Source organism: Pseudomonas sp. B20, from assembly GCF_020515755.1.
GTDB classification, from domain to species: domain Bacteria; phylum Pseudomonadota; class Gammaproteobacteria; order Pseudomonadales; family Pseudomonadaceae; genus Aquipseudomonas; species Aquipseudomonas syringae.
The window spans coordinates 190843-212942 of the sequence record NZ_JAHPJG010000005.1 but is presented as its reverse complement, the minus strand read 5'-3'; the positions used below and the strand labels follow the sequence as shown (position 1 = coordinate 212942).

Sequence of the window (22100 nt, the reverse complement as noted above, 5' to 3'; positions counted from 1 at the left end):
ATTGACTCCTCGGGAGTGTTATTGCGCGGCCTGGATACGCCAGATTCCAAACGGTTGAGCTGGATCGAGGCGCGTGTGCTGATACTTGCCGTACCAGGTCCAGCGGTGCCCGGTCATCAGGTCTTCACCCGACGTAGCGGCGTCATCCGGCAGGCCCATTTCCCACAGCGGCAACTCGAAATCCGCTTCCTGTGCGTTGTACGGGTCGAGGTTGACGGCAACCAGAATGAAGTTGCTGCCGTCCGCCGAGCGCTTGCCGAAGTACAGAATGTTGTCATTCCACGCGTTATACAGCTTCAGACCCAGATGCGTTTGCAGCGCCGGGTTCTGCCGACGAATGCGGTTAAGCTGAGCGATCTCGGCAATGATGTTGCCCGGTGCCGCGTAATCGCGAACCCGAACCTCGTACTTCTCCGAGTCCAGATACTCTTCCTTGCCGGGAATCGGTGCCGCTTCGCACAACTCGAACCCCGAATACATACCCCACAGCCCGGAGCCCATAGTGGCCAATGCCGCTCGGATCAGAAACCCGGGGCGACCGGACTCATGCAGGAAACGCGGGTTGATATCGGGCGTGTTGACGAAGAAATTCGGGCGATAGCAATCACGCCAAGGGACTTCATTGAGCTGGGTGAAATACTCGGAGAGTTCGGCCTTGGTGTTGCGCCAGGTGAAATAGGTGTAACTCTGGCTGTAACCGACCTTGCCCAGCCGCGCCATCATTGCCGGCTTGGTAAAGGCTTCGGCCAGGAACATCACCTCAGGGTGCTGACTGCGCACTTCGCCGATCATCCACTGCCAGAACGGCAGCGGTTTGGTGTGCGGGTTGTCGACGCGGAAGATTTTCACGCCTTCGTTGACCCAGCCCAGAACGATGTCGCGCAACTCCGTCCACAGGCCGGGGATGGCGTCTGGTGCGTAGAAGTCGACGTTGACGATGTCCTGATACTTTTTCGGCGGGTTTTCCGCATAACGGATCGTGCCGTCCGGACGCCACGAGAACCAGCCCGGATGCTGCTTGAGCCACGGGTGATCCTGGGAACACTGGATGGCGAAGTCCAGGGCGATTTCCAGACCATGGTCGGCTGCAGCTTTCACAAGGTTACGGAAATCTTCACGACTGCCCAGCTGTGGGTGAATGGCTTCATGGCCCCCATCCTCGCTGCCGATCGCGTACGGGCTGCCCGGATCATCAGGGCCTGCGGTCAGGGAGTTGTTCGGGCCCTTGCGGTGTGCACGGCCAATAGGATGAATCGGCGGAAAATACAGCACGTCGAAGCCCATGTCGCGAATGGTCGGCAGACGCGAATGCACATCGTTGAACGTACCGTGGCGCGCCGGATCGTCGGTCATCGAACGGGGAAACAGCTCGTACCAGCTGGCAAACTGTGCCAGCTCACGTTCGACATCCAGCGGGAACTCGACGCTGCGGCTGAGGAACGCCTGATTGTCGGCCAGCTTCATCAGGCTGGCGGTTTCGCTGTGCAACAGCAGCGCGACTTTCTCGTCTTTATCGCCCTGTTCAAGCTGGCCCAGCAGACTTTCGATCTGCTGGCGCTGCTCGTTCTGGCTGCGCTCGGCGGCGTGGACCAGATGAATGCGGCCCTCTTCAAGTTCCAAATCGACAGGAACGCCGGCGCCGAACTTCTTCTCCAGCTCATAACGATAGCTGCCGAACTGATCGATCCAGGCTTCGAGGCGAAACACATGGCGGCTGACCGAGGTAGGGGTGAATTCACCCACCCAGCTGTCATTGCCCAGCTCGCGCATTGGCGCGCTGTGCCAGTGTTCTTCATCGGCAGCACGCCAGCGGATATTGACCGCCATCTTGTCGTGCCCATCGGCATAGACCTTGCTGGTCACGGTAACCGGTTGCCCGATGATCGCCTTGGCCGCGAACAAGCCACCGTCAATCACCGGCAACGTGTCTTCAATCACGATGCGGGGTAATTGCAGCGCCTGGGTCAGTGATAGCGGAAGGGTTGCTTGCGGGACATCGGTGGCCAGGGAATCCGGACCGTATGGCTGTTCATTCATCGAGCATCACTCCTCACGCCCCAGGGACGCTCCTGTGCATTCCATGCAATGGAAAAATTGACGGTATGGCAGCGTACGATCGCACTGTGCTGGCGACTCGTCTATTTCCGCTGCCTAGGTTCCGAGCGGTCAACGAGGGTAAAGTTCAAAGGTTTTGAGGATGTTTGCTGGTCGTGGGTGGGCATTAGCCAATGGAAATATTTAAAGAGAATGCGTGCTCTGATTCCCGAATCCCCGTAGGAGGAGTCGTTTACCAAGCCTTCAGCCATCGATAGCAAAGACATTGCAGCACACTTAATCAGAAGCTTGTGTAAGCGCATCAAAAAAGAGACGCTCCATGATTCTGAAACCTTGCAACTACGAGTTATTGAATTTCGACGTGCACCGAAGAGAAGACGTGAATATAGCGTACCACGACGACTTTTTATCTCCGGATGAAGTTGAAGCAAATCAATTGAATCATCGGCCACGCCGGGCGGTCGTAAACAGGGTCTACAAGGAGGCAGCAACCATGACCTTACCCAACCCGGTAGAAGTACCCGATCCAAACATCGATGACCCCGCCCTGCCCGAGCCAGTGCCCGCACAGGACCCGCCGCCATCCACGCCACCACCCAATGAAACGCCAGTCGGCGACCCGCCCGCCAACGCGCCACCGGTCACGGTGTGACGACGCAGTTAGCGGGATCTGAAGGCGTCTGCCAGACCATGGACGCCTTCAGCGCCCTCCCGCCACATCGATGAACGTTCCGGTGGCGTAAGACGCATTGTCCGACAGCAACCAGAGAATGGCCTCGGCCACTTCCTCCGCGGTGCCGCCACGGCCCATGGGCAATGCGCCCTCAAGCTTGCTGACGCGAAACGGATCGCCGCTCAAGGCGTGAAAGTCGGTGAAGATGAAACCTGGACGTACCGCGTTGACGCGAACGTTTTCAGCCGCGACTTCCTTGGACAGGCCGATGGTGAAGGTGTCCAGCGCACCTTTCGATGCCGCATAGTCGACGTACTCGCCTGCCGAACCCAGGCGTGCCGCTAGCGACGATACGTTGACGATGCTGCCACCGTGCCCCCCGTGCGCCGGCAACATGCGCAACAAGGCGTGTTTGCTGCACAGCATCGGGCCGACGACGTTGTTCATCATCATCTTCAACAGGCGAAATTCCGACATGTCCTCGACTCTGGAAGCCTGCGCCAGGGTGCCCGCATTATTGACCAGGTGAGTGACACGACCGAGTTCGGAGTCGACCCTGGCAAACAGCCGCATGATCTCGTCTTCGTTGCTGACGTCGGCCTGCACGGTAATCGCCCTGGCGCCCATCGCCCTCACCTGGCCTGCGGTCTTTTCGGCAGCGGCATGATCCGACAGGTAGTTGATGCAGATCCGATAACCCTGTGAGGCAGCCAGACGCGCTGTAGCAGCGCCGATCCCACGCGAACCACCGGTGATAATGAGGACTTTTTCCATGGAGTGTCTCGTGTTTTTTTCAAAGGCCGACATCAGGATCCAGCCAACCCTCACAGGTTAACCAGCCGGTTCGGATCGTGACAGCCTTTACCGTCCAGCGCCATCTGCGCGCTTCAGAAAGCGGCTTGCCCGGTATCGGACGCATCCACCACAGCTTTCGCCTCGGCTGCATGGATTTCTTCGAGAAACTGCTGGGCCGGTAACGGATAACCCAGCAGGAAGCCTTGCAGCGAGTGACATCCCAAATGAGTCAGGAAGCGCTGCTGAACAGCGGTTTCAACGCCTTCGGCGACTATTCGCAGATTCAACGCCTGCCCTACTGCGACGATGGCCGAGACGATGGCGGCGTCGTCGGTGTCATGTTCCAGGTCGCGGACGAAGCCCCGATCAATCTTGATTTCATTGGCGGGCAGGCGCTTCAGGTACATCAGGCTGGAGTAACCGGTGCCAAAATCATCGATCGACAGGTCCACGCCCATTTCCGAAAGTCTTCTCAACACCGCCAGGCTGGCATCCGCATCATGCATCGCCGTGGTTTCGGTGATTTCAAGGGTCAGGCAGTTGGCCGGCAACTGATGCCGGGCCAGTGTGTCCGCCACTGCCGTGACCAGCCCGGAATGACAGAACTGCAAGGCTGACAGGTTGACTGCAATGCGCCAGTGCGAGTAACCCTGCGCGTACCACTCACGCATTTGCCGACAGGCTTCATCCAGCACCCACTCGCCGATCTGAATGATCAGGCCGGTTTTCTCCGCCATGGAAATGAACAGGTCAGGACCGAGGACACCCTGTTCCGGATGATTCCAGCGCAACAACGCCTCTGCGCCCACGGGCAGCCCGGTCATGGCGTCGAACTTGGGTTGGTAATAGATACAGAACTGCCGGTGCTTGATCGCCTTGTGCAAATCCTGCGACATCTGCAGTTGATTGCGGGCGTTACTGTTCATCGACGCATCGAAAAAGCTGTAGCCATTCTTGCCGGCAGCTTTGGTGTGGTACATGGCCGCGTCGGCATTGATCAGAAGCTCATGCTGGGTGCTGCCATTGCCCGGGTACATGCAGATGCCGATGCTCAGTGAAATCTGCAACTGATGTTCGCCAATGTTAAACGGGTTGCCGACTTCATTGACCTGCCGTCTGGCAACGGCCAATGCATCCTCAGGGTTTTGCAGCTCCACCAGCAGGACGAACTCATCGCCGCCAACCCTGGCCAGCGTGTCGCGCCGGTGCAGGCTGTTGCGCAGACGCAAGGCGACCTGCCGTAACAGCAGGTCGCCGGTGTGGTGGCCGAACGCATCATTGACCGGCTTGAAGCCATCGAGGTCCATGAACATCAGCGCAAAGCAGCCGCCCGTCTCTGTGGCCCTCTTCATTGCCCGATCGATGCGTTCCGTCAACAACGCCCGGTTTGGCAAACCGGTCAGGTTGTCATGCAGGGCCAGGTGGGTCAGTTCCAGATTGGCTTGCGTCAGGGAGTCGGCCAGCACGGCGGTACGTGTTTCCAGATGGGAGTCGAGAATACAGCTGAACAGCGCAATCCCCAGAATCGACAGGCTGGCGACCAGCACGATTCGGTCCAGCCCGTTACTGCTCAGCCCCTGTGAAAGTGCACCGCAAAAGCTGCCATCGGCAAAATTCGCAGCGGCCATGCCGGTGTAATGCATGCCGATGACAGCCAGCCCCAGCAATAGCGCCGCCGAGGCGCGTAGCAGGTAGACCCTGGGGCGCTGCTGGCGAAGATGGAAGGCTATGCGCAATGCTGCCGCAGACGCAGCGATAGCAATGACCACAGAAAGCACGAACAGCCACGGCGTGTATTGAATGCCCGGCTGCATGCGCATTGCCGCCATGCCGGTGTAGTGCATGGCGCTGATGCCGAGCCCCAGCAACACCGCACCCAGGCTCAGTTGCAGCGCGGGCAATCGTGGCTGGGTGGCGAGCCACAGGGCGAACCCTGAAAAGCCGATGGCGATCAACAGCGACAGCAGCACCAGTGGCACGTCGTAGCCCAGGTCGATGGGCAATACGAACGCCAGCATACCGATGAAATGCGTCGACCAGGTGCCGACGCCCATTGCGATAGCGCCTCCCGCGGTCCATAGGTGGACAGCACGGCCCCTGGCCGAAACGATGCGGCCTACCAGATCGAGGGCCGTGTACGCGGCAAGAATAGCGACGAAGATCGATATGACGACGAGTGAGGGGATGTAGCTGCCAATCAACATAAACGCACCTGGAAACCAATGAGCGCGTCCATGCCGATCTTGTGCGGCTGATTGTACGCATTAGCTGCCAAATGTCGCGGCAACTGGTCGAAAAGATGGCGAATAGCTATTATTTTTTCGTTTAATGCGAACAGTTTACCGAAAACTGCGTTTTAAACACGAAATACTCATTCCCGGAGCGTCAAACCTGTCTCGGCATCCCAGCCCCCGCCCAGTGCGGCGATCAGTTGAACGCTGGCAATCAACCTGCTTTGCAGCACACTGAGCACACTGCGCTCGTTGCTCAATGCGGTGGCCTGAACATTGACGACGTCCAGGTAACCGATCAACCCGGCCTTGTATTGATTGTTGGTCAGGCGCAACGAATCACGAGCCGAGACCAGCGCTTCCTGGCGCACTGCAGCTTCCTGCTCGTATACCTTGAGCTGAACCAGATAGTTCTCGACCTCCTGAAAACCGTTCAGCACGGTCTGCCGGTACTGGGCGACAGTCTGGTCATATACCGCTTCGGTACGATCCACCTCGGCGGAGCGCTTGCCGCCGTCGAACAGGGTCAGCGCCAGCTGCGGGCCCACTGACCAGAAGCGATTGGGCAGGCTGATCCAGTTGGCAAAGGTACTGCTGCTGTAACCGCCGCTCATGCTCAGCGTGAAGTCCGGATAATAAGCGGCCTTGGCCACGCCGATATTGGCATTGGCCCCCATCACCGAGCGTTCGGCTGCGGCGATGTCAGGTCGGCGTTCGAGCAACTGCGAAGGCAAGCCTGGCGGGATCTGCGGCAACTGCGGAATCGAAGTGGTGGCGGGCAGATTGAAGTCTGCCGGCGCCATGCCCATCAGTACGGCGATGGCATTCTCGTATTGCGCACGCTGCCAGGCCAGGTCGATCAGGTCGGCCTGGGTACTTTTCAACTGCGTCTGTGCCTGCGCAACAGAATCACTTCCGGAAATACCGGCGCGGTACTGATTCTGCGTCAGGGTCAGGGAGCGCTGGTAGGCATCCACCGTGGATTCCAGCAAGCGTTTCTGTTCATCGATCACGCGCAATTGCAGGTAATTCTGCACCAGCTCCGATTGCAGGCTCAGGCGCATCGCCGCCAGGTCGGCAAGACTCGCCTGCGCATTGGCAGTGTCGGCTTCCAGCCCGCGACGCAGCTTGCCCCAGACGTCGGCCTCCCAACTGACGCCCAGTTGCGCGTTGTAACTGTTGCGAATCCCGGAGGCACTGGTGCCGGTGTTCGAGGTGCCAGTGCCCTGCCCCGAGCGGGTTTTGCCAGTCGTCAGGTCGAGAGTCGGCAGGAAGGCAGCCCTGGAGCTGCGCACCAGTGTTTGTGCCTGTCGATACTGCGCATCGTACTGGGCGACGGTCTGGTTGGAGGTGTTGAGGCGCTCGACCAGAGCGTTCAGTTGCGGGTCCTTGTAGACCTCCCACCATGCACCTTTGGCCATCCCGTCACTGGGTGTGGCCGCACGCCAGCCCTGCGCAGCCTTGAACTGCGCGGGTGCAGCCATCGACGGCTTCTGGTAATCCGGCCCGACAGCACAGGCGCTGAGCAGCACGACGCAAAGCCCCAGCGCAAATGGACGAATCAACCCTGTCGGGCGGGAGGTGAATGCCAGGCGTTCGGTCATAGCGGAGTTTCCAGAGCAGCATCGGTACGCACGCCACGCCATTTGTTGTAACGATGGCGCAGACGGTCGAGATAAAGGTAAACCACCGGGGTGGTATAGAGGGTCAGGACCTGGCTGAAGATCAGGCCGCCGATGATGGTCAAGCCCAGCGGCTTGCGCATTTCGGCACCTTCGGCGGTGCTCAACAGCAATGGCAAGGCGCCCAGGATGGCGGCCATCGTAGTCATCAGAATGGGCCGCAGGCGCTGCAGGCAGGCGCTGCGGATCGACTCTTGCGGCGTCATTCCCTGTTCGCGCTCCAGGTGCAGGGCCAGGTCGATCATCATGATCGCGTTTTTCTTGACCACGCCAATCAGCAGGAACAGCCCCAACAGGGAGATCAGACTGAATTCGCTGCCCAGTACATAGATCGTCAGCAATGCGCCAACCCCTGCGGACGGAAGGGTCGAGAGGATCGTCAGCGGATGAATGTAGCTTTCATAGAGGATCCCCAGCACCAGGTACACCGCCAGCAACGCACCGAGGATCATCCACGGCTGACTCTTCTGCGTGGAAGCGAAGGCGTTGGCGGTCCCGGCCATCTTGGAAATGATGTCGGACGGCAGACCGATGGCGGCAATCGCCCGCTCTATCGCCACAGTGGCCTTGTCGAGGCTGGCGCCTTCGGCCAGATCGAAGGAAATGTTTTCGGCCGCGAACTGACCGTCATGCGATACCCGGTCGTTGGCCAGACTGCGCTCGTAATGGGCGATACTCGACAGCGGTACACGCTGCCCGTCCGCGGTAATGACCTGAACCTGCTCCAGCGTCACCGGGTCCTGGGCGTATTTTGGATTGACCTCCATCACCACCTTGTACTGGTTGAGGCTGTCATAGATGGTCGATACCTGGCGCTGGCTGTAAGCGTTGTTGAGCACCGCCGTGACCATGTTCATATCGATACCCAGCCGCTTGGCCGTGTCACGGTTGACCACCAGGGTCACCTGCTGCGCCCCGCGCCCTTCCCGTGCGTCGATGGCGGTCAGCTCGGGTACCGACTTGAGCGCGGCGACGATCTTCGGGTACCACAGACGCAGACTGCCCAGGTCAGCGCTCTGCACGATGTATTGATACTGCGAACTGGTCTGCTCGCGACCTCCGCCCAGTTGCAGGTCCTGATCCGGGGCCAGGAACAGCCTGCCCCCCGGCACATGCGGCATGTTCTTGCGCAGGCGCTCGACCACTTTCTCGGCAGACAGCTTGCGCTCGGCAATCGGCTTGAGGCGCACGATCATGAAGGCGTTATTGGTGCCACCGCTGCCACCGATAAAACCGGCAACGCTTTCCACCGCAGGGTCAGCGAGAATCGACAGGCGGAAGGTCTCCATTTTCGGCTGCATGACCGAAAAAGAAAGGCCGTCGTCACCGCGTACGAAACCCATCAGTTGCCCGGTGTCCTGTTGCGGCAGAAAGGTCTTGGGCACCACCACATACAGCGCGATATTGACCACCACGGTGACCAGCAGACTGAGCAGCGTCAGCCGTCGATGCCGCATCACCCAGCCCAGCGAGCGGTCGTAGCCTGCCACCATTCGATCGTTGACCCTCTCGCTCCAGCGCTGAAAGGCGTTTTCCCCATGAGCTTCGCGCGGCTTCAACCAGCGCGCACACAACATCGGCGTCAGGGTCAGGGAGACGATCAGCGAGACGATGATCGCCACTGACAAGGTAATGGAAAACTCGCGAAACAGACTTTCGACCAGACCGCCCATGAACAGGATGGAAATGAACACCGCGACCAGCGAGACGTTCATCGACAGCAAGGTGAACCCCACCTCCTTGGCGCCCAGAAACGCCGCTTTCATGGGGTCGAGGCCGTTGTGAATATGCCGGGATATGTTTTCCAGCACGACGATGGCGTCGTCCACCACCAGACCGGTGGCGAGGATCAACGCCATCAGTGACAGGTTGTTCAGCGAGAAGCCGAACAGGTGCATGATCGCAAAGGTGCCGACCAGCGATACCGGAACCGCCAGGGTGGGGATCAGCGAGGCGCGAAAACTGCCGAGAAACAGGAACACCACCATCACCACCAGCACGACGGCAATCAGCAGGGTCATTTCGGCTTCGTGCAGCGTCGCCTTGATCACCGGCGAGCGGTCCATCGCGATATTGAGGCTGACACTGGCCGGCAGCACCGCTCGCAACGCTGGCAACTGCGCCTTGATCTGCGCCACGGTTTCAATGATGTTGGCCCCCGCCTGGCGGTTGACGACCAGCAGCACGGCACGGTCATTGTTGTAGAAGCCGCTGTTGTAACGGTCTTCCACGGCGTCGCTGACTTTCGCCACGTCCTTCAGGCGCAAGGTCGCTCCGTCCTTGTAGCGAATGATCAGCGGCGCATAATCCTCGGCGGTTTCCAGCTGGTCGTTGGCCTGCACCTGCCAGTTATGCTGGTCGTCCTCCACAAAGCCCTTCGGCCGTCTTACGTTGGTGCTGGTGATCGCCGTACGCACGTCATCGAGCGATACACCGTACTGGGAGAGCATCTGCGGCTCCAGTTCGATACGCACAGCAGGTAGCGAGCTGCCGCCGATCTGCACTTCGCCGACCCCGGAAACCTGGGACAGGCTCTGCGACAGGATGGTGGACGCCAGGTCGTAAAGCTGGCCCTTTTCCAGCACTGTCGAGGTCATCGACAAGACCATGATCGGCGCCTGCGACGGGTTGACCTTCTTGTAGGTCGGCATGCTGCGCATCCCGCTGGGCAGCAGGTTGCGTGAGGCATTGATGGCCGCCTGCACTTCCCGGGCAGCGCCGTTGATGTCGCGATCAAGGTCGAACTGCAGAATGATCCGTGTGGTGCCCTGGCTTGAATTGCTGGTCATGGTGTTGACACCGGCAATACTGCCCAGCGAACGCTCCAGCGGCGTGGCCACCGTGGACGCCATCACCTCAGGGCTGGCACCGGCGAGGCTGGCCGAAACCACAATCACCGGGAAATCCATGTTCGGCAACGGTGCCACTGGCAACAAGCGAAAGCTCACCGCGCCGAGCAGCATGATCGCCAGGCTCAGCAGAACGGTCGCAACGGGGCGGCGGATGAACGGCGCTGAGAGGTTCATGCGTCAGCTCGTTCCAGCCGGTCCGGCTCGGCAGGCTTGCGACTCCAGCGACGGCCAAGGCGGTCGAAATACAGGTAGATGACCGGCGTGGTGAACAGTGTCAGTACCTGACTGAGCAACAGCCCGCCGACCATCACCAGCCCCAGTGGTTGCCGCAATTCGGCGCCGGAGCCACTGGCAAGCATCAGCGGGATGGCGCCGAACAACGCTGCCAGGGTGGTCATGAGAATCGGCCGGAAGCGCAACAGCGCCGCGTCGTAGATCGCCTGCTCGGGCGCAACACCGCGGTTGCGCTCCGCGTCGAGCGCGAAGTCGATCATCATGATCGCGTTCTTCTTGACGATGCCGATCAGCAGAATGATGCCGATGATCGCAATCATCCCCAGATCGTTGCCGCTGATCAGCAGAGCCAACAAGGCCCCCACTGCTGCCGACGGCAGGGTCGAGAGGATGGTGATCGGGTGAATGTAGCTCTCGTAGAGCACGCCCAGCACGATGTACATGGTGACCACCGCCGCCAGAATCAGCAGCAACGTGCTGGACAACGAAGCCTGAAACGCTTCGGCCGCGCCCTGAAACTGGGTCTGCACGCCAATCGGCATGCCGATCTCCTGCTCGACCTCCTCGATCACCTTCACCGCCTTGCCCAAGGCAATATCGGGCGCCAGGTTGAACGACATCATCACCGCCGGGAACTGCCCAAGGTGCGCGATGGCCAACTGAGCCTGGCGCTGCTCGACACTTGCCAGGCTGGATAGCTTCACCTGTGCGCCATCGGTGGTCTTGACGTGAATCTGCTCGAGCGCCGCCGGGCCGAGTTCACTGCCCGACGCAGCCTGCAGCACCACGCGGTACTGGCTGGCCTGCGTATAGATGGTGGATATCTGGCGCTGACCGAATGCGTCGTACAGCGCGTCGGTGATGTTCGCAACCGTGACCCCGACCCGGCTGGCCGCATCACGATCGATGTTCAGGTACACCTGCAAACCTTTGTCCTGCAGGTCGCTGGCCACATCCCTCAGTTCGGGCCGCTTGCCGAGCGCGTCTACCAGCTTTTCGCTCCACAGCGTCAGCAGTTCGGCGTCGGGCGACGACATGCTGAATTGATACTGGGTGCGACTGACACGGTCTTCGATGGTCAGGTCCTGCACCGGCTGCATGAACAGACGGATATCCGACAGTTTGTCGACCTCGGGCTGCAGGCGCTGGATCACCTCGGACGCAGTCAGGTCGCGCGCTCCGTGAGGCTTGAGGTTGATCAGCAGACGTCCGCTGTTGAGCGTGGCGTTGTCACCGTCGACACCAATGTAGGACGACAGACTGACCACCGCCGGGTCCTTGAGAATGATGTCGGCAAGTGCCTGCTGACGCTGGCTCATCGCTGCGAACGAGACCGACTGTGGCGCTTCCGAAATACCCTGGATCACGCCGGTGTCCTGTACCGGGAAGAAGCCTTTGGGGACGACGATGTACAGCAGCACCGTCAGTGCCAGGGTGGCCAGGGCAACCAGCAGGGTCAGGGGCTGATGCTTGAGCACCCAGCGCAACCTGCCCGCATAGATGTCGATCAGCCAGTCGATCCAGGCACCGCTGGCCCGGTAAAAGCGGCTCTGCTCTTCTTCCCTGGGCTCGCGCTTGAGCAAGCGCGCGCACATCATCGGCGTCAGGGTCAGCGAGACCACCAGCGATATCAATATCGCGACCGCCAAGGTAATCGCGAACTCGCGGAACAGCCGCCCTACCACGTCGGCCATGAACAACAGCGGGATCAATACCGCAATCAGTGACAGGGTCAGGGAAATCAGGGTGAAACCGATCTGCTTCGCGCCCTTGAGTGCGGCCTGCAAGGGCGTCTCACCCTCTTCGATGTGCCGGGAGATGTTTTCCAGCATGACGATGGCGTCATCGACGACGAAACCGGTCGCAATGGTCATGGCCATCAGCGTCAGGTTGTTGACCGAAAAACCGGCCAGGTACATCACGCCGAAAGTGCCCACCAGCGACAGCGGAACGGCAATCGAGGGAATGATCGTCGCGCTGAAACGACGCAGGAACAGGAACGTGACCAGCACCACCAGGACGATCGCGATCAGCAATTCGTGCTGAACATCGGTCACCGACGCGCGGATGGTTTGCGTGCGGTCCGTCAGGACCACGACGTCGAGGCCGGCCGGAAGGTTTTCGGTGATCGACGGCAGCAACGCCTTGATCCGGTCGACCACCTCGATGACGTTGGCGCCCGGCTGACGCTGAATGTTCAACAGCACCGCCTGGCTACGATTGGCCCAGGCCGCGAGCCGCTCGTTTTCGGCACCATTGACGATTTCGGCCACATCCTTCATGCGCAAGGGTGCGCCATCCTTATAAGCCAGAATCAGGTTGGCGTACTCCTCCGGAGACTTCAGCTGATCGTTGGCATCCAGCATCGACACCCGGGTCGGCCCGTCAAAGTTGCCCTTCGGCTGGTTGACGTTGGAGGCGCTGATCAGGGTACGCACATCGGACAGGTTTAGGCTGTTGGCGGCCAGCGCCTCCGGGTTGACCTTGATCCGTACCGCCTGCCGCTGCCCGCCGGCAATGCTGACCATGCCCACGCCGCTGATCTGCGAGATCTTCTGCGCCATGCGCGTATCGACCAGATCATTGAGCTTGGGCAACAACATGGTTTTCGAGGTGATCGCCAGGGTCAGAACCGGTGTGTCGGCCGGGTTGACCTTGTTGTAGACCGGAGGCGCCGGCAGATCGGTCGGCAGCAGGTTGGTGGCCGCGTTGATCGCCGCCTGCACCTGCTGCTCGGCGACATCCATATTGATTTCAAGGCTGAAGCGCAACGTAATGACTGACGCACCGCCCGAGCTGGTCGAGGCCATCTGGGTCAGGCCGGGCATCTGTCCGAATTGACGTTCCAGAGGCGCAGTCACGGAGCTGGTCATCACCTGCGGGCTGGCACCCGGGTACAGGGTCATCACCCGGATGGTCGGATAGTCGACCTGGGGCAACGCCGAAACCGGTAGCAAGGTATAGGCGATCAGGCCCGCCAGGACGATTGCCAACATACTCAGTGTGGTGGCAACCGGACGCAGGATGAACAGACGTGACATGTTCATACGTTTGGTTTTTCCACCTTGCCGAGCGCCGCCGACTTGTCGGTCTTGCTGTCAGGCTTGCCTTGCAGCTTCTGGGCCGGGCCAGCCGGTACTTCCTTGCTGTCGTTGACGACTTCGACTTCGGCACCGTCGCGCAGGCGGTCGGTGCCTTCGAGCACCACCCGCTCGCCGGCTGCCAGACCTTCGGTAATCACCGTGGACGTCTCGTCGCTCGGGCCGGTCTTCAGCAGCTTGAGCTTGACCTTCTTGTCACCGTCCAGCACATAGACAAAGGTCCCGTCGGTACCGAACTGCACGGCCGCGGTCGGCACGAGCGTGACTTTTTTCAGCGTGTCGGCGCGCAGCCGCACATTGACGAACTGATTGGGAAACAGGACCTCGTCGCTGTTATCGAAACGCGCCTTGAACTTCAGTGTGCCGGTGGCCACGTCGATCTGGTTGTCGAGGCTGGCCAGTACGCCGGTGGCCTGCATCTTCGTATCGCCACGGTCCCAGGCTTCAACGGGTAGCTTGTCGCCGGTGCGGTAGCGGGAAATGACTTTCGACAGGTCCTTTTCAGGCAGCGTGAACGCCACGGAAATAGGCTGGGTCTGGGTGATCACCACCAGCGCGGTAGTGTCATTGGCGGCAACCAGATTGCCCACGTCGAGCTGTTTGAGGCCGACACGCCCGGCAATCGGGGCACGGATGCGGCTGAAGTCCAGGCTGAGTTTTGCGTCAGCCACGGCAGCCTGATTGGTCTTGATCGTGCCCTTGTATTGATTGACCAGCGACTCGGCAGTGTCGAGGGTCTGCTTGGCGATGCTGTCCTCGGCAAACAGGCCTCGGTAACGCTGCACGTCGAGCTGAGCATTCTTGAGCAGCGCCTGGTTGGTGGCCAGCGTACCTTCGGCCTGCTGCAACGCCACTTGATAGCTGCGCGGATCGATTTCAGCCAGTAGATCACCTGCCTTGACCATCTGCCCTTCCTGGAAGTAAATCTTGACCAGCTCCCCCGCCACGCGGCTGCGCACATTGATGGTGTTCATCGCCGTCACGGTGCCAAGCGCTTTGTAGTAGATCGGAAAATCACCTTCGGTAGCAGGGGCCACACGCACCGGGACCGCGACAGCCGATCCGCCGAAGCCGGGCCGTGCCATGCCGCTTGTGGCGGTCTTCTTGTGGCTCTCGGCCCCCTTGCCGGAAGTGGACGCAGGCCAGAACCACCAGCACAAGGCAACAATGACCAACAGGACCAACAAACTGATCAACCAGCGACGGGATTTACGGGAGCCAGACGATTGCATGAATAAATCAACCATTACAGGTGGGGGTTTGTTCAGAAGGCTGAACAATAAGCACAGTTACGTTACAAGCAAAGCGGCTTTACCAAGCGCTTACTTTGGATAAACGTATGAAGCACAAACAAAAAAACGGCCTGAGCGGATTCAGGCCGTCGACAGGTTGCGGAAAGTTACTTCAGCACAGCCAATGCAGCGTCGTAGTTGGGCTCGCTACCGATCTCGGCAACCAGTTCGCTGTGCAGCACCTTGTCGTTCTCGTCCAGAACGACCACGGCGCGCGCAGTCAGACCCGCGAGCGGACCGTCTGCAACGGCAACACCATAATTCTGAGCAAAGTCAGCACTGCGGAACGAGGACAGGTTCTGAACATTATCCAGGCCTTCGGAGCCGCAGAAACGGGACTGGGCGAACGGCAGGTCGGCCGAGATGCACAGAACCACAGCGTTGCTCAGGTCATTGGCCTGGGTGTTGAATTTACGTACCGAGGTGGCACAGGTCGGTGTATCGACGCTCGGGAAGATGTTCAGTACCTTGCGCTTGCCGGCGAAGGAAGCCAGGGTTGTATCCGCAAGACCTGCGCCGACCAGCGTGAAATCGTGTGCCTTGCTACCGACTTCAGGCAGGTTGCCACTGACCTGAACGGGGCTGCCTTTGAGGGTCACTTGAGCCATGAAACACGTTCCTTTTCAAAATGGATGAAAGAGCCGGAAGTTAAACACGAAAGTGTGCCGCGGCCTATATGGGATAATTCTGAATTTTTTTCAGGAAACCAGTCTGTCCCTGATATCTGTGTGGGCACACAATTCCACCAGCCAATCAACGAATACCCTGACCCGTCGTGACAACTGTCGATGCGGGGGGTAAAGCGCCGTCAGTGGCAGCGGCGGCGGACGATGCAAACGCAGTACCTCCACCAGCACACCGCTGCGCAATTGCGCGGCGACATGGTAGCGCGGCACCTGAATCAGGCCGAAACCGGCTTCGCACGCCGCGACATAGCCATCGGCACTGTTGACAGCGATCGAGCAGACCGATGCGTGCTCAACGTCCATGCCATCGGCCATGAACTCCAGACCATAACGCTTGCCGGTGCTGGTCGAAAAATATTCGATTACCTGATGTTGCGCGAGCTCCTGCAGGTTCAGTGGTGTGCCGTGTTGATCCAGGTACTCACGACTGGCGCAGGTAATCTGGGTCAGACAGCCCAGCGGCCTGGCAACCAGTGTTTCATCCAGTGCCGCGCCGGCACGCAACACGCAGTCCACGCCTTCGCGGATCAGATCGACCGGCCTGTCACTCATGCCGATCTCCAGACGGATCTGCGGGTAGCGCCGGCTGAATTCAGGCAATGCCGGGATGATGATCATACGACCCAGACTGACCGGCAGATCGACACGCAACAGCCCCTTGGGCTCGGCCCCCGTCGCCGAGAACGAGGCTTCGGCATCGTCCAGATCGGCCAGCAGGCTGACGCAGCGCTGGTAATAGGCCTTGCCGTCCGGGGTGGCGCTGACCTGACGCGTCGTACGCTGCAAAAGCTGTACGCCCAAATGCGCTTCCAGCTGTTTGATCAGGACCGTCACCGAGGCACGCGGCATGTGCAGACTCTCGGCCGCCCTGGCGAAACCGCCCAGCTCGACGATACGGGTGAACACGCGCATGGCGTTGAATCGATCCATGATGGCCGGCAACCTGAAGGTAGAAAAGGAGTGAAGGGACTTGCAGTTGCAAGAGGGACGTCCGGGAAAGGCCGGGCAGCGGGACGCCGGGCCATTACCGCCGCCGACCCTCGCCTAGAAGTCCCTTTTATAGAAAATATCCAGCGAGCTGGCAACACCGCTCGCGGCCTCAAGGTACACGCGCTTGCTGAGCAGATAGCGCAAGGCGATGGTATTGGCCGGTTCAAACACGCCTACGCCATAGCGCAGGCTGAGCTTGTCGGTGATCTTGCCGCTGGCAACCACATTGGTCTTGTCACCGGTTCCCGAGGTGTCCAGCTCGAAGTCCTTGATACCCAGATTGTCCGCGAGCTTGCCGGTGGTCGACGAGCTGCCTGCCACACCCAGCGCCAGCGCAGCCTGCGCGACCATATTGTTGTCTTCACCGGAAGTGCTGAGCGGTCTACCCATGACCAGATAGGAAAGCGCTTGCTCCTGGCTCATCGCAGGTTCGGAGAACACCTCGGTGGTAGGCTGCTCGGCGCTGCCGGTCAGGCGAATACCGGCAATCACGTCGTCGGTCTGGCGAATCGCTTCGATGTCCAGATAAGGCTGGTCGACCGGACCGGCAAACAGCAGACGTGCCTTGCGGATGGTCAGCCGCTGCCCGTAGGCACGATAACGACCATCGTTCAGGTTCAGTTCGCCACGGGTGTCCAGGTTGTCACCGATATGCACATGCCCGACCAGATTGGCAGTGAGCCCGAACCCGCTGAAGCTGAGTTTTTCCTGGCCGACGTCCACATCGATATCCATCGCCACTGCGAGCGGCGCAGCGCCCTGCTCTGTCTGCTGTCCGACGATCACCGTGTCGCCGGAGAGCTTCACAGTGGAAGGCGGCAGCTCGCGTACGGTAATCGCGCCCTTGGGCACCAGCACCTTGCCGGAGATGGCCAGTCGCTCGCCCTGCATGGAGATTTTCAGGTCAGGCGCCGCCTCTACCGCCGCATAGGGTTCGACATTGATCGGCAGGCGCGAGCCCTTGAGGCTCACATCGCCATTCAGGCTCTGCCCCCAGGCCACCTGACCGCCTATGCTGCCCTGCCCGGTGCTGCCACTTTTCCAGCCGCCGTTGAGCTGTACGCTTTCTCCGGCAATCAACGCCTGGACCTTGAGGTCGTGCAGCTCCATGGGCAACTCTCCCCCCGCCACTTCACCGCCTTCAAGCGTCACGTTGCCGTTGACCAGTGGCGCCAGCAACGTGCCTGACAACCGGCCATTGCCATTCAAACGTCCATTGAGTTTCTGCACCATCGGCGCGAAAGGACGTGCCACTGAGATATCCAGCCCCGAGAGGGTGAAGTCACCTGCCAGGGGCTTGTCCTTGGCCAGCGGGTCGATCTGCGCGTTGAGCAGCAGCCTTCCCAGCTTGCCGCCATCGAAGTCCAGACGCGTGTCGATGCGTTTGGGCGCCAGTGTGGTGGCCAGTTTCAGCGTCTGATAAGGGAAGTCCAGCCACTGATTGTTGTTGCGTACCCGCAGCGTTCCACCTCCGGCGTCGATCGTGACCTTGCCGCTGGGGCCGGCTGCCGGAATGTCGAGCTGCACGTCTGCATTCAACGCGCCCTTCCAGGCAAAATCCTTGGGCATCCATTGAGCCAGGCTGTCCAGCGGGAAATTCTTGAGTTGATAACGCAGACGAGGCTCCGGCATCAGGCGCTGATCACCACCACATAGGCTGGCGGCCCCGGACAGCCAGCAATGCGCGCCGAAGTTGAGGCGGCCATCGGCCAGACGCTCGATCTTCGCCGGCTGCTGCAAACGCCAGTTCTGCCCGCCGCTCTGCACAGTACCGCTGGCCAGCCGGCCTCGCCAATCACCCTTGTCCAGGCCTCCGTCAAGGCCGATGGCCAGCTTGAGCAATGGTCCTTGCAGGTCCAGTTTCAGTTGTTGGTTCTTGAGCGTGCCCTGACCGTCCACCAGCAAGGTGCCCAGCTGGGTGTCGCCAGCCTGAATACCGGCCCCTTTCAGGTTGATGATCGCGCGCTGCGCCTGATCCAGTCTGGCGTTGAGCGTGAGGGTTTGCAGACGATTGTCTTGCAAGGCGAGCTGGCTGCCCTGCAAGGCCAGTTGCCCCTGGGGTGCCTGCAATGTTCCGGTCAGGTCCAGCCGGCCTTTGACTTGCCCCTGCAAGCGTGGCCAAAGCTGGGCCAGACGCGGCAGATCCAGGTCCAGCTGCCCTTTGAGGCGCTCTTGCAGACTACCCGTACCTTGAATACGGTTGTCCCCGAGGCGGATGCTCAGGCTGCTGACATTCCATTGCTGATCACGGCCGTCAGCCTTGGCTTGCAGCAGCGCCGGCTGACCACGCAGACGCCCTTTCAAATCGAGGTCGGCGCTGAGGTCAAGCTTCTCATTGCGCATCTGACCTTTGCTGCGCAACGGGCCTGCCAGTGTGCCGGGCAGTTCGGCAACCCAGAATGAAGGGTCCAGCGCACTCAGGTCCAGAGCCGTATCCCAGCCGATGCCGTCAGCGAATTGCAGGTTCAGGAAACCGCTGGCCTTGCCCTGCCCGGCGACCAGTTCCAGTTGCGGCAGATGGATCTCTTGCAGATTGCCGCTGAACGGGCTGACCAGGGTGAACGCACCGGCAGGCCCTTTAAGGCTGGCGTTGAAATTGCCGAGGTAATTGCCATCGGTATAGGAAATATCACCCTTGAAGGCATGCAATGCCACCTGAGGCTCTGACGCCAGTGGATACAGGCGCTGCCAGGGGAAATCCAGCCAGTCGACGCTCGCCTCCGCAGAAAGACCGCTCTGCCAGTTCATCTTGCCGTTGATGGCCAGACGCTGCTGATCATCGGCGGCCAGATCGAGTCCGGCGATGGTTGCGCCGTTGGCATCCACACGCCCTTTCAATGCCAACGCAATAGGGCCTTTCTCTGCGGGAAGGCTGGCGCTGCCGTCTATCAGGTAGCCCGAGTCAAGATTGCCCTCGGCGGTCAGCAGCAACTGGTCGAGTTGCAGGGTATCAGGCAATGCAGCGCTGGGCTTGAAGTGCTCGGCAGTCAGCTTGATGCGTGCCGGAAGGTGCTCGGCCAGGGGTTGCAACTCGCCGGTCAGCAAACCCGACAGATAACCGCTGCTGTCCGCCTTGAGCTGCAGTGTCTTCAGCAGATCGCCCTGGATATCCAGCGCCAGCGCCCAGGGCTGGCCATCCTGTGGTGGAAGTTGCAGTTGACCTTGCACGCTGAGTGGCCAGTCGCCCTCGGGTTTCAGCAGGCCATTGAGGTCCAGCACCAGCGCATCACGTTGCAGGTGCGCACTGTCGATCTTCAAGCCTTCGGCGGTCCAGTGCGCTGCCAGCTTGAGATCGCGCAACTGTTCGACGCCATCCAGTTGCAGACCACCCAGCTGTATATCACCCAGTTGCAGAGCCAGCGGTAACCTGAGCGTCGGTAACTGGATCGGGCCGTTGCTGGCGGGCGTCTCGCTCGGCGGGAAGTGCATCAGCACCTGCTGCGCATGCAGACGGTCGATGCACAGCGTCATCTTCAACAGGCAGGCAGGCGTCCAGGCGAAATCGACGGATTGAACCTCGACGCGGTCTGCGCCCTGCTGCCACACGAGGCGCTCAGCGCTCCACTGGCCGCCCAGTCGTCCCTGAAAGTTTTCCATCTGTACACCGGGCACCCGAGCCAAGGCCCACTGACTGCCCGTGTGGGTGCCCAGCAGCAGCGCGACACTGATGACCACCAGCAGCAGTAATGCAACAAGTCCCAGCCCGACGATCTTGGCGCCGCGGGTGATGTTCGCCTTGTTCAAAGCTCCGGCCCCATCGAAAAGTGCAGACGGATTCCAGCATCATCGTCCAGCGCGTGGGCCAGATCGAGACGCAGAGGGCCCACTGGAGATACCCAGCGCACGCCGAAACCAACACCGGTTTTCAGGTCTGGCTTGTCCAGGCTGTTGAACGAGTTGCCCTGATCGATAAAGGTCGCCAGGCGCCATTTGTCAGCAATGGAATATTGGTATTCGACGCTACCAGCAAACATGTATCGCCCACCGATGCGGTCGCCGTCGGAGTTGGTCGGTGACAGCTTCTGATAGTCATAGCCGCGTACGCTCTGATCTCCGCCGGCAAAAAAGCGCAGCGATGGCGGTATCGAGGTGTAACCGTCGGTGAGGTTGCCGCCAAACTGCACACGACCGAGAAAGCGGTGATTTTGCGCGACCGTGGTCAGCCCTTTGAGCAGCACATTGGCATGCACCAGGTTGGCGTCAGACAACATGCCCTCCTTGGCCACCTGCGTGTCGAATTGCAGGCGGTAACCCTGGTGCGGGTCGATACGGTTGTCACTGCGCAGGTACGAGTAACTGATACCGGGCATCAGCAACGTGCTGAGGCCGGCGTCATCGCCCAGGCGGTATTCTTCACGCTGCCATTTCAGGGATATGACCCGCTCCCAACCACTGGGCAGCTTGCTGTGCCATTCAGGCCCGGCAGTCAGCAACTTGCTGAGACTGTCGGTTCCGGCGATCTCTTCGTACTGATAACCGCCGGCGTAGCGCAATTTGTCGGTCAGCGGCGGATCGAGGGGCACGTCGTACCACAGGCCGATATTCTGCCGTGGCGCGGAGATCTCGGATTCGAAGCCATAACTGTGGCCCTGCGGGTTGGCCCAGTGCCGGGTCCAGTTGGCTTTGCCACGCGGGCCGACGTCGGTCGAATAGCCCAGGCCCAGCCCCATGGTGCGAGGTTTGCGGGTTTCGAGCTGGACGGTCACCGGAATGACCTGATTTTCCGCTGCGGTGGGCGCAGCATCGACTCGTACGCCCTCGAAATAACCGCTGCCCTGCATGGCCTGGGTCAGTTCGGCAATCAGTTGGGAGTCGTAAGGCGTGTTTTCCTTGAACGGCACCATGCGTTTGAGCAGATCGTCATCAAATGGCGCGTCGCCGCTGAACATGACCTTGCCGAGCGTGTAGCGCGGTCCGCTTTCATAAACCAGCTCGATATCGGCCACACCGGCCCGCGGATCGATGGCCAGGCGCTGACGGGTGAAGTGGCCACTGAAAAATCCGTAGCGCGAGGCCTGATTCTGGATCAGGCGCTTGGCGTCTTCATAATTGCCATGATTCAACACCGCGCCGCTTTTCAGCGCGTCGCTGCTCGGCACACGAAAGGCCTTCATTGCTGCCGCCGGCCCTTCGACCCGAATCACCACATTGCGCAGGTGAATGGGTTCGCCCGGCTGGATGTTGATCACCAGGCTGGGCTGCTCTCCATCCTTGATCTCACTGTCGATCTGCGCCTGGTAATAACCCAGCGCCTGAGCGGCTTTTTCCGCCTGCTGCTCGGCGCCCAGGCTGAAGTTGCGCAATGCTTGGGCGTCACGCTCGCCGAGATCACCGACATACCCTTCGACGTTGGCCTTGAGTTGCGGATTGGCAGGCTTGATCCTGACATCGAGGCGGGCCTGGGCAAGCGCGGCCGCACTCATGGTCATCAGGAACACGCTGCTGAATAGTCTGAAAAGCTTCATGGGCGTAGATGCTACCACGATCGACAGGCTGCACTGGAAGCCCA

At 60.3% G+C, this 22100-nt stretch carries 12 protein-coding genes; 1 reads left to right on the top strand and 11 read right to left on the bottom strand.

Going from position 1 to position 22100, the window contains the following annotated elements:
* Nucleotides 1-18: 18 nt before the first annotated feature.
* Nucleotides 19-2037 carry an alpha-1,4-glucan--maltose-1-phosphate maltosyltransferase gene (locus LIX91_RS07505; protein ID WP_003410318.1) on the bottom strand — a complete coding sequence of 673 codons (2019 nt, stop codon included), beginning with the start codon at nt 2035-2037 and terminating at the stop codon, nt 19-21.
* A gap of 511 nt (nt 2038-2548) precedes the next feature.
* On the opposite strand from LIX91_RS07505, the gene LIX91_RS07500 reads away from it, so the two are divergent.
* Nucleotides 2549-2707, top strand: a complete 159-nt coding sequence (locus LIX91_RS07500; protein ID WP_003345470.1) for a hypothetical protein — start codon at nt 2549-2551, stop codon at nt 2705-2707.
* A 48-nt stretch (nt 2708-2755) separates the two neighbouring features.
* On the opposite strand, the gene LIX91_RS07495 is transcribed toward LIX91_RS07500, so the two are convergent.
* From LIX91_RS07495 to LIX91_RS07450, 10 genes are all read right to left on the bottom strand, one after another.
* Complete coding sequence (locus LIX91_RS07495) at nt 2756-3502, bottom strand: SDR family oxidoreductase (RefSeq protein WP_032698495.1); 747 nt, start codon at nt 3500-3502, stop codon at nt 2756-2758.
* Between the two features lie 113 nt (nt 3503-3615).
* Nucleotides 3616-5727 (bottom strand): putative bifunctional diguanylate cyclase/phosphodiesterase, encoded by a 2112-nt coding sequence (locus tag LIX91_RS07490; protein WP_032698494.1) that lies wholly within the window; start codon nt 5725-5727, stop codon nt 3616-3618.
* A gap of 167 nt (nt 5728-5894) precedes the next feature.
* Nucleotides 5895-7358 carry an efflux transporter outer membrane subunit gene (locus LIX91_RS07485; RefSeq protein ID WP_100071900.1) on the bottom strand — a complete coding sequence of 488 codons (1464 nt, stop codon included), beginning with the start codon at nt 7356-7358 and terminating at the stop codon, nt 5895-5897.
* Entirely contained in the window at nt 7355-10462 is a 3108-nt protein-coding gene (locus LIX91_RS07480) for an efflux RND transporter permease subunit (RefSeq protein WP_003416509.1), read from the bottom strand. Before LIX91_RS07480 ends, LIX91_RS07485 begins: the two co-directional genes overlap by 4 nt.
* Nucleotides 10459-13569, bottom strand: coding sequence for an MdtB/MuxB family multidrug efflux RND transporter permease subunit (locus LIX91_RS07475; RefSeq protein ID WP_226488262.1), 3111 nt, complete (start codon nt 13567-13569; stop codon nt 10459-10461). Before LIX91_RS07475 ends, LIX91_RS07480 begins: the two co-directional genes overlap by 4 nt.
* Nucleotides 13566-14870, bottom strand: coding sequence for an MdtA/MuxA family multidrug efflux RND transporter periplasmic adaptor subunit (locus LIX91_RS07470; RefSeq protein ID WP_032698492.1), 1305 nt, complete (start codon nt 14868-14870; stop codon nt 13566-13568). Before LIX91_RS07470 ends, LIX91_RS07475 begins: the two co-directional genes overlap by 4 nt.
* A gap of 152 nt (nt 14871-15022) precedes the next feature.
* Nucleotides 15023-15523, bottom strand: a complete 501-nt coding sequence (gene tpx, locus LIX91_RS07465) for a thiol peroxidase (protein ID WP_003410303.1) — start codon at nt 15521-15523, stop codon at nt 15023-15025.
* A 90-nt stretch (nt 15524-15613) separates the two neighbouring features.
* On the bottom strand, nt 15614-16531 hold the full coding sequence (locus LIX91_RS07460) for a LysR family transcriptional regulator (RefSeq protein ID WP_003416504.1): 918 nt from the start codon (nt 16529-16531) through the stop codon (nt 15614-15616).
* A 114-nt stretch (nt 16532-16645) separates the two neighbouring features.
* Complete coding sequence (locus LIX91_RS07455) at nt 16646-20335, bottom strand: translocation/assembly module TamB domain-containing protein (protein WP_226488261.1); 3690 nt, start codon at nt 20333-20335, stop codon at nt 16646-16648.
* The gene (locus tag LIX91_RS07450; RefSeq protein WP_226488260.1) at nt 20332-22056 is read right to left on the bottom strand and encodes an autotransporter assembly complex protein TamA; all 1725 of its coding nucleotides are present in this window, start codon (nt 22054-22056) and stop codon (nt 20332-20334) included. The genes LIX91_RS07455 and LIX91_RS07450 overlap by 4 nt, the downstream gene beginning before the upstream one ends.
* Nucleotides 22057-22100: the final 44 nt, after the last annotated feature.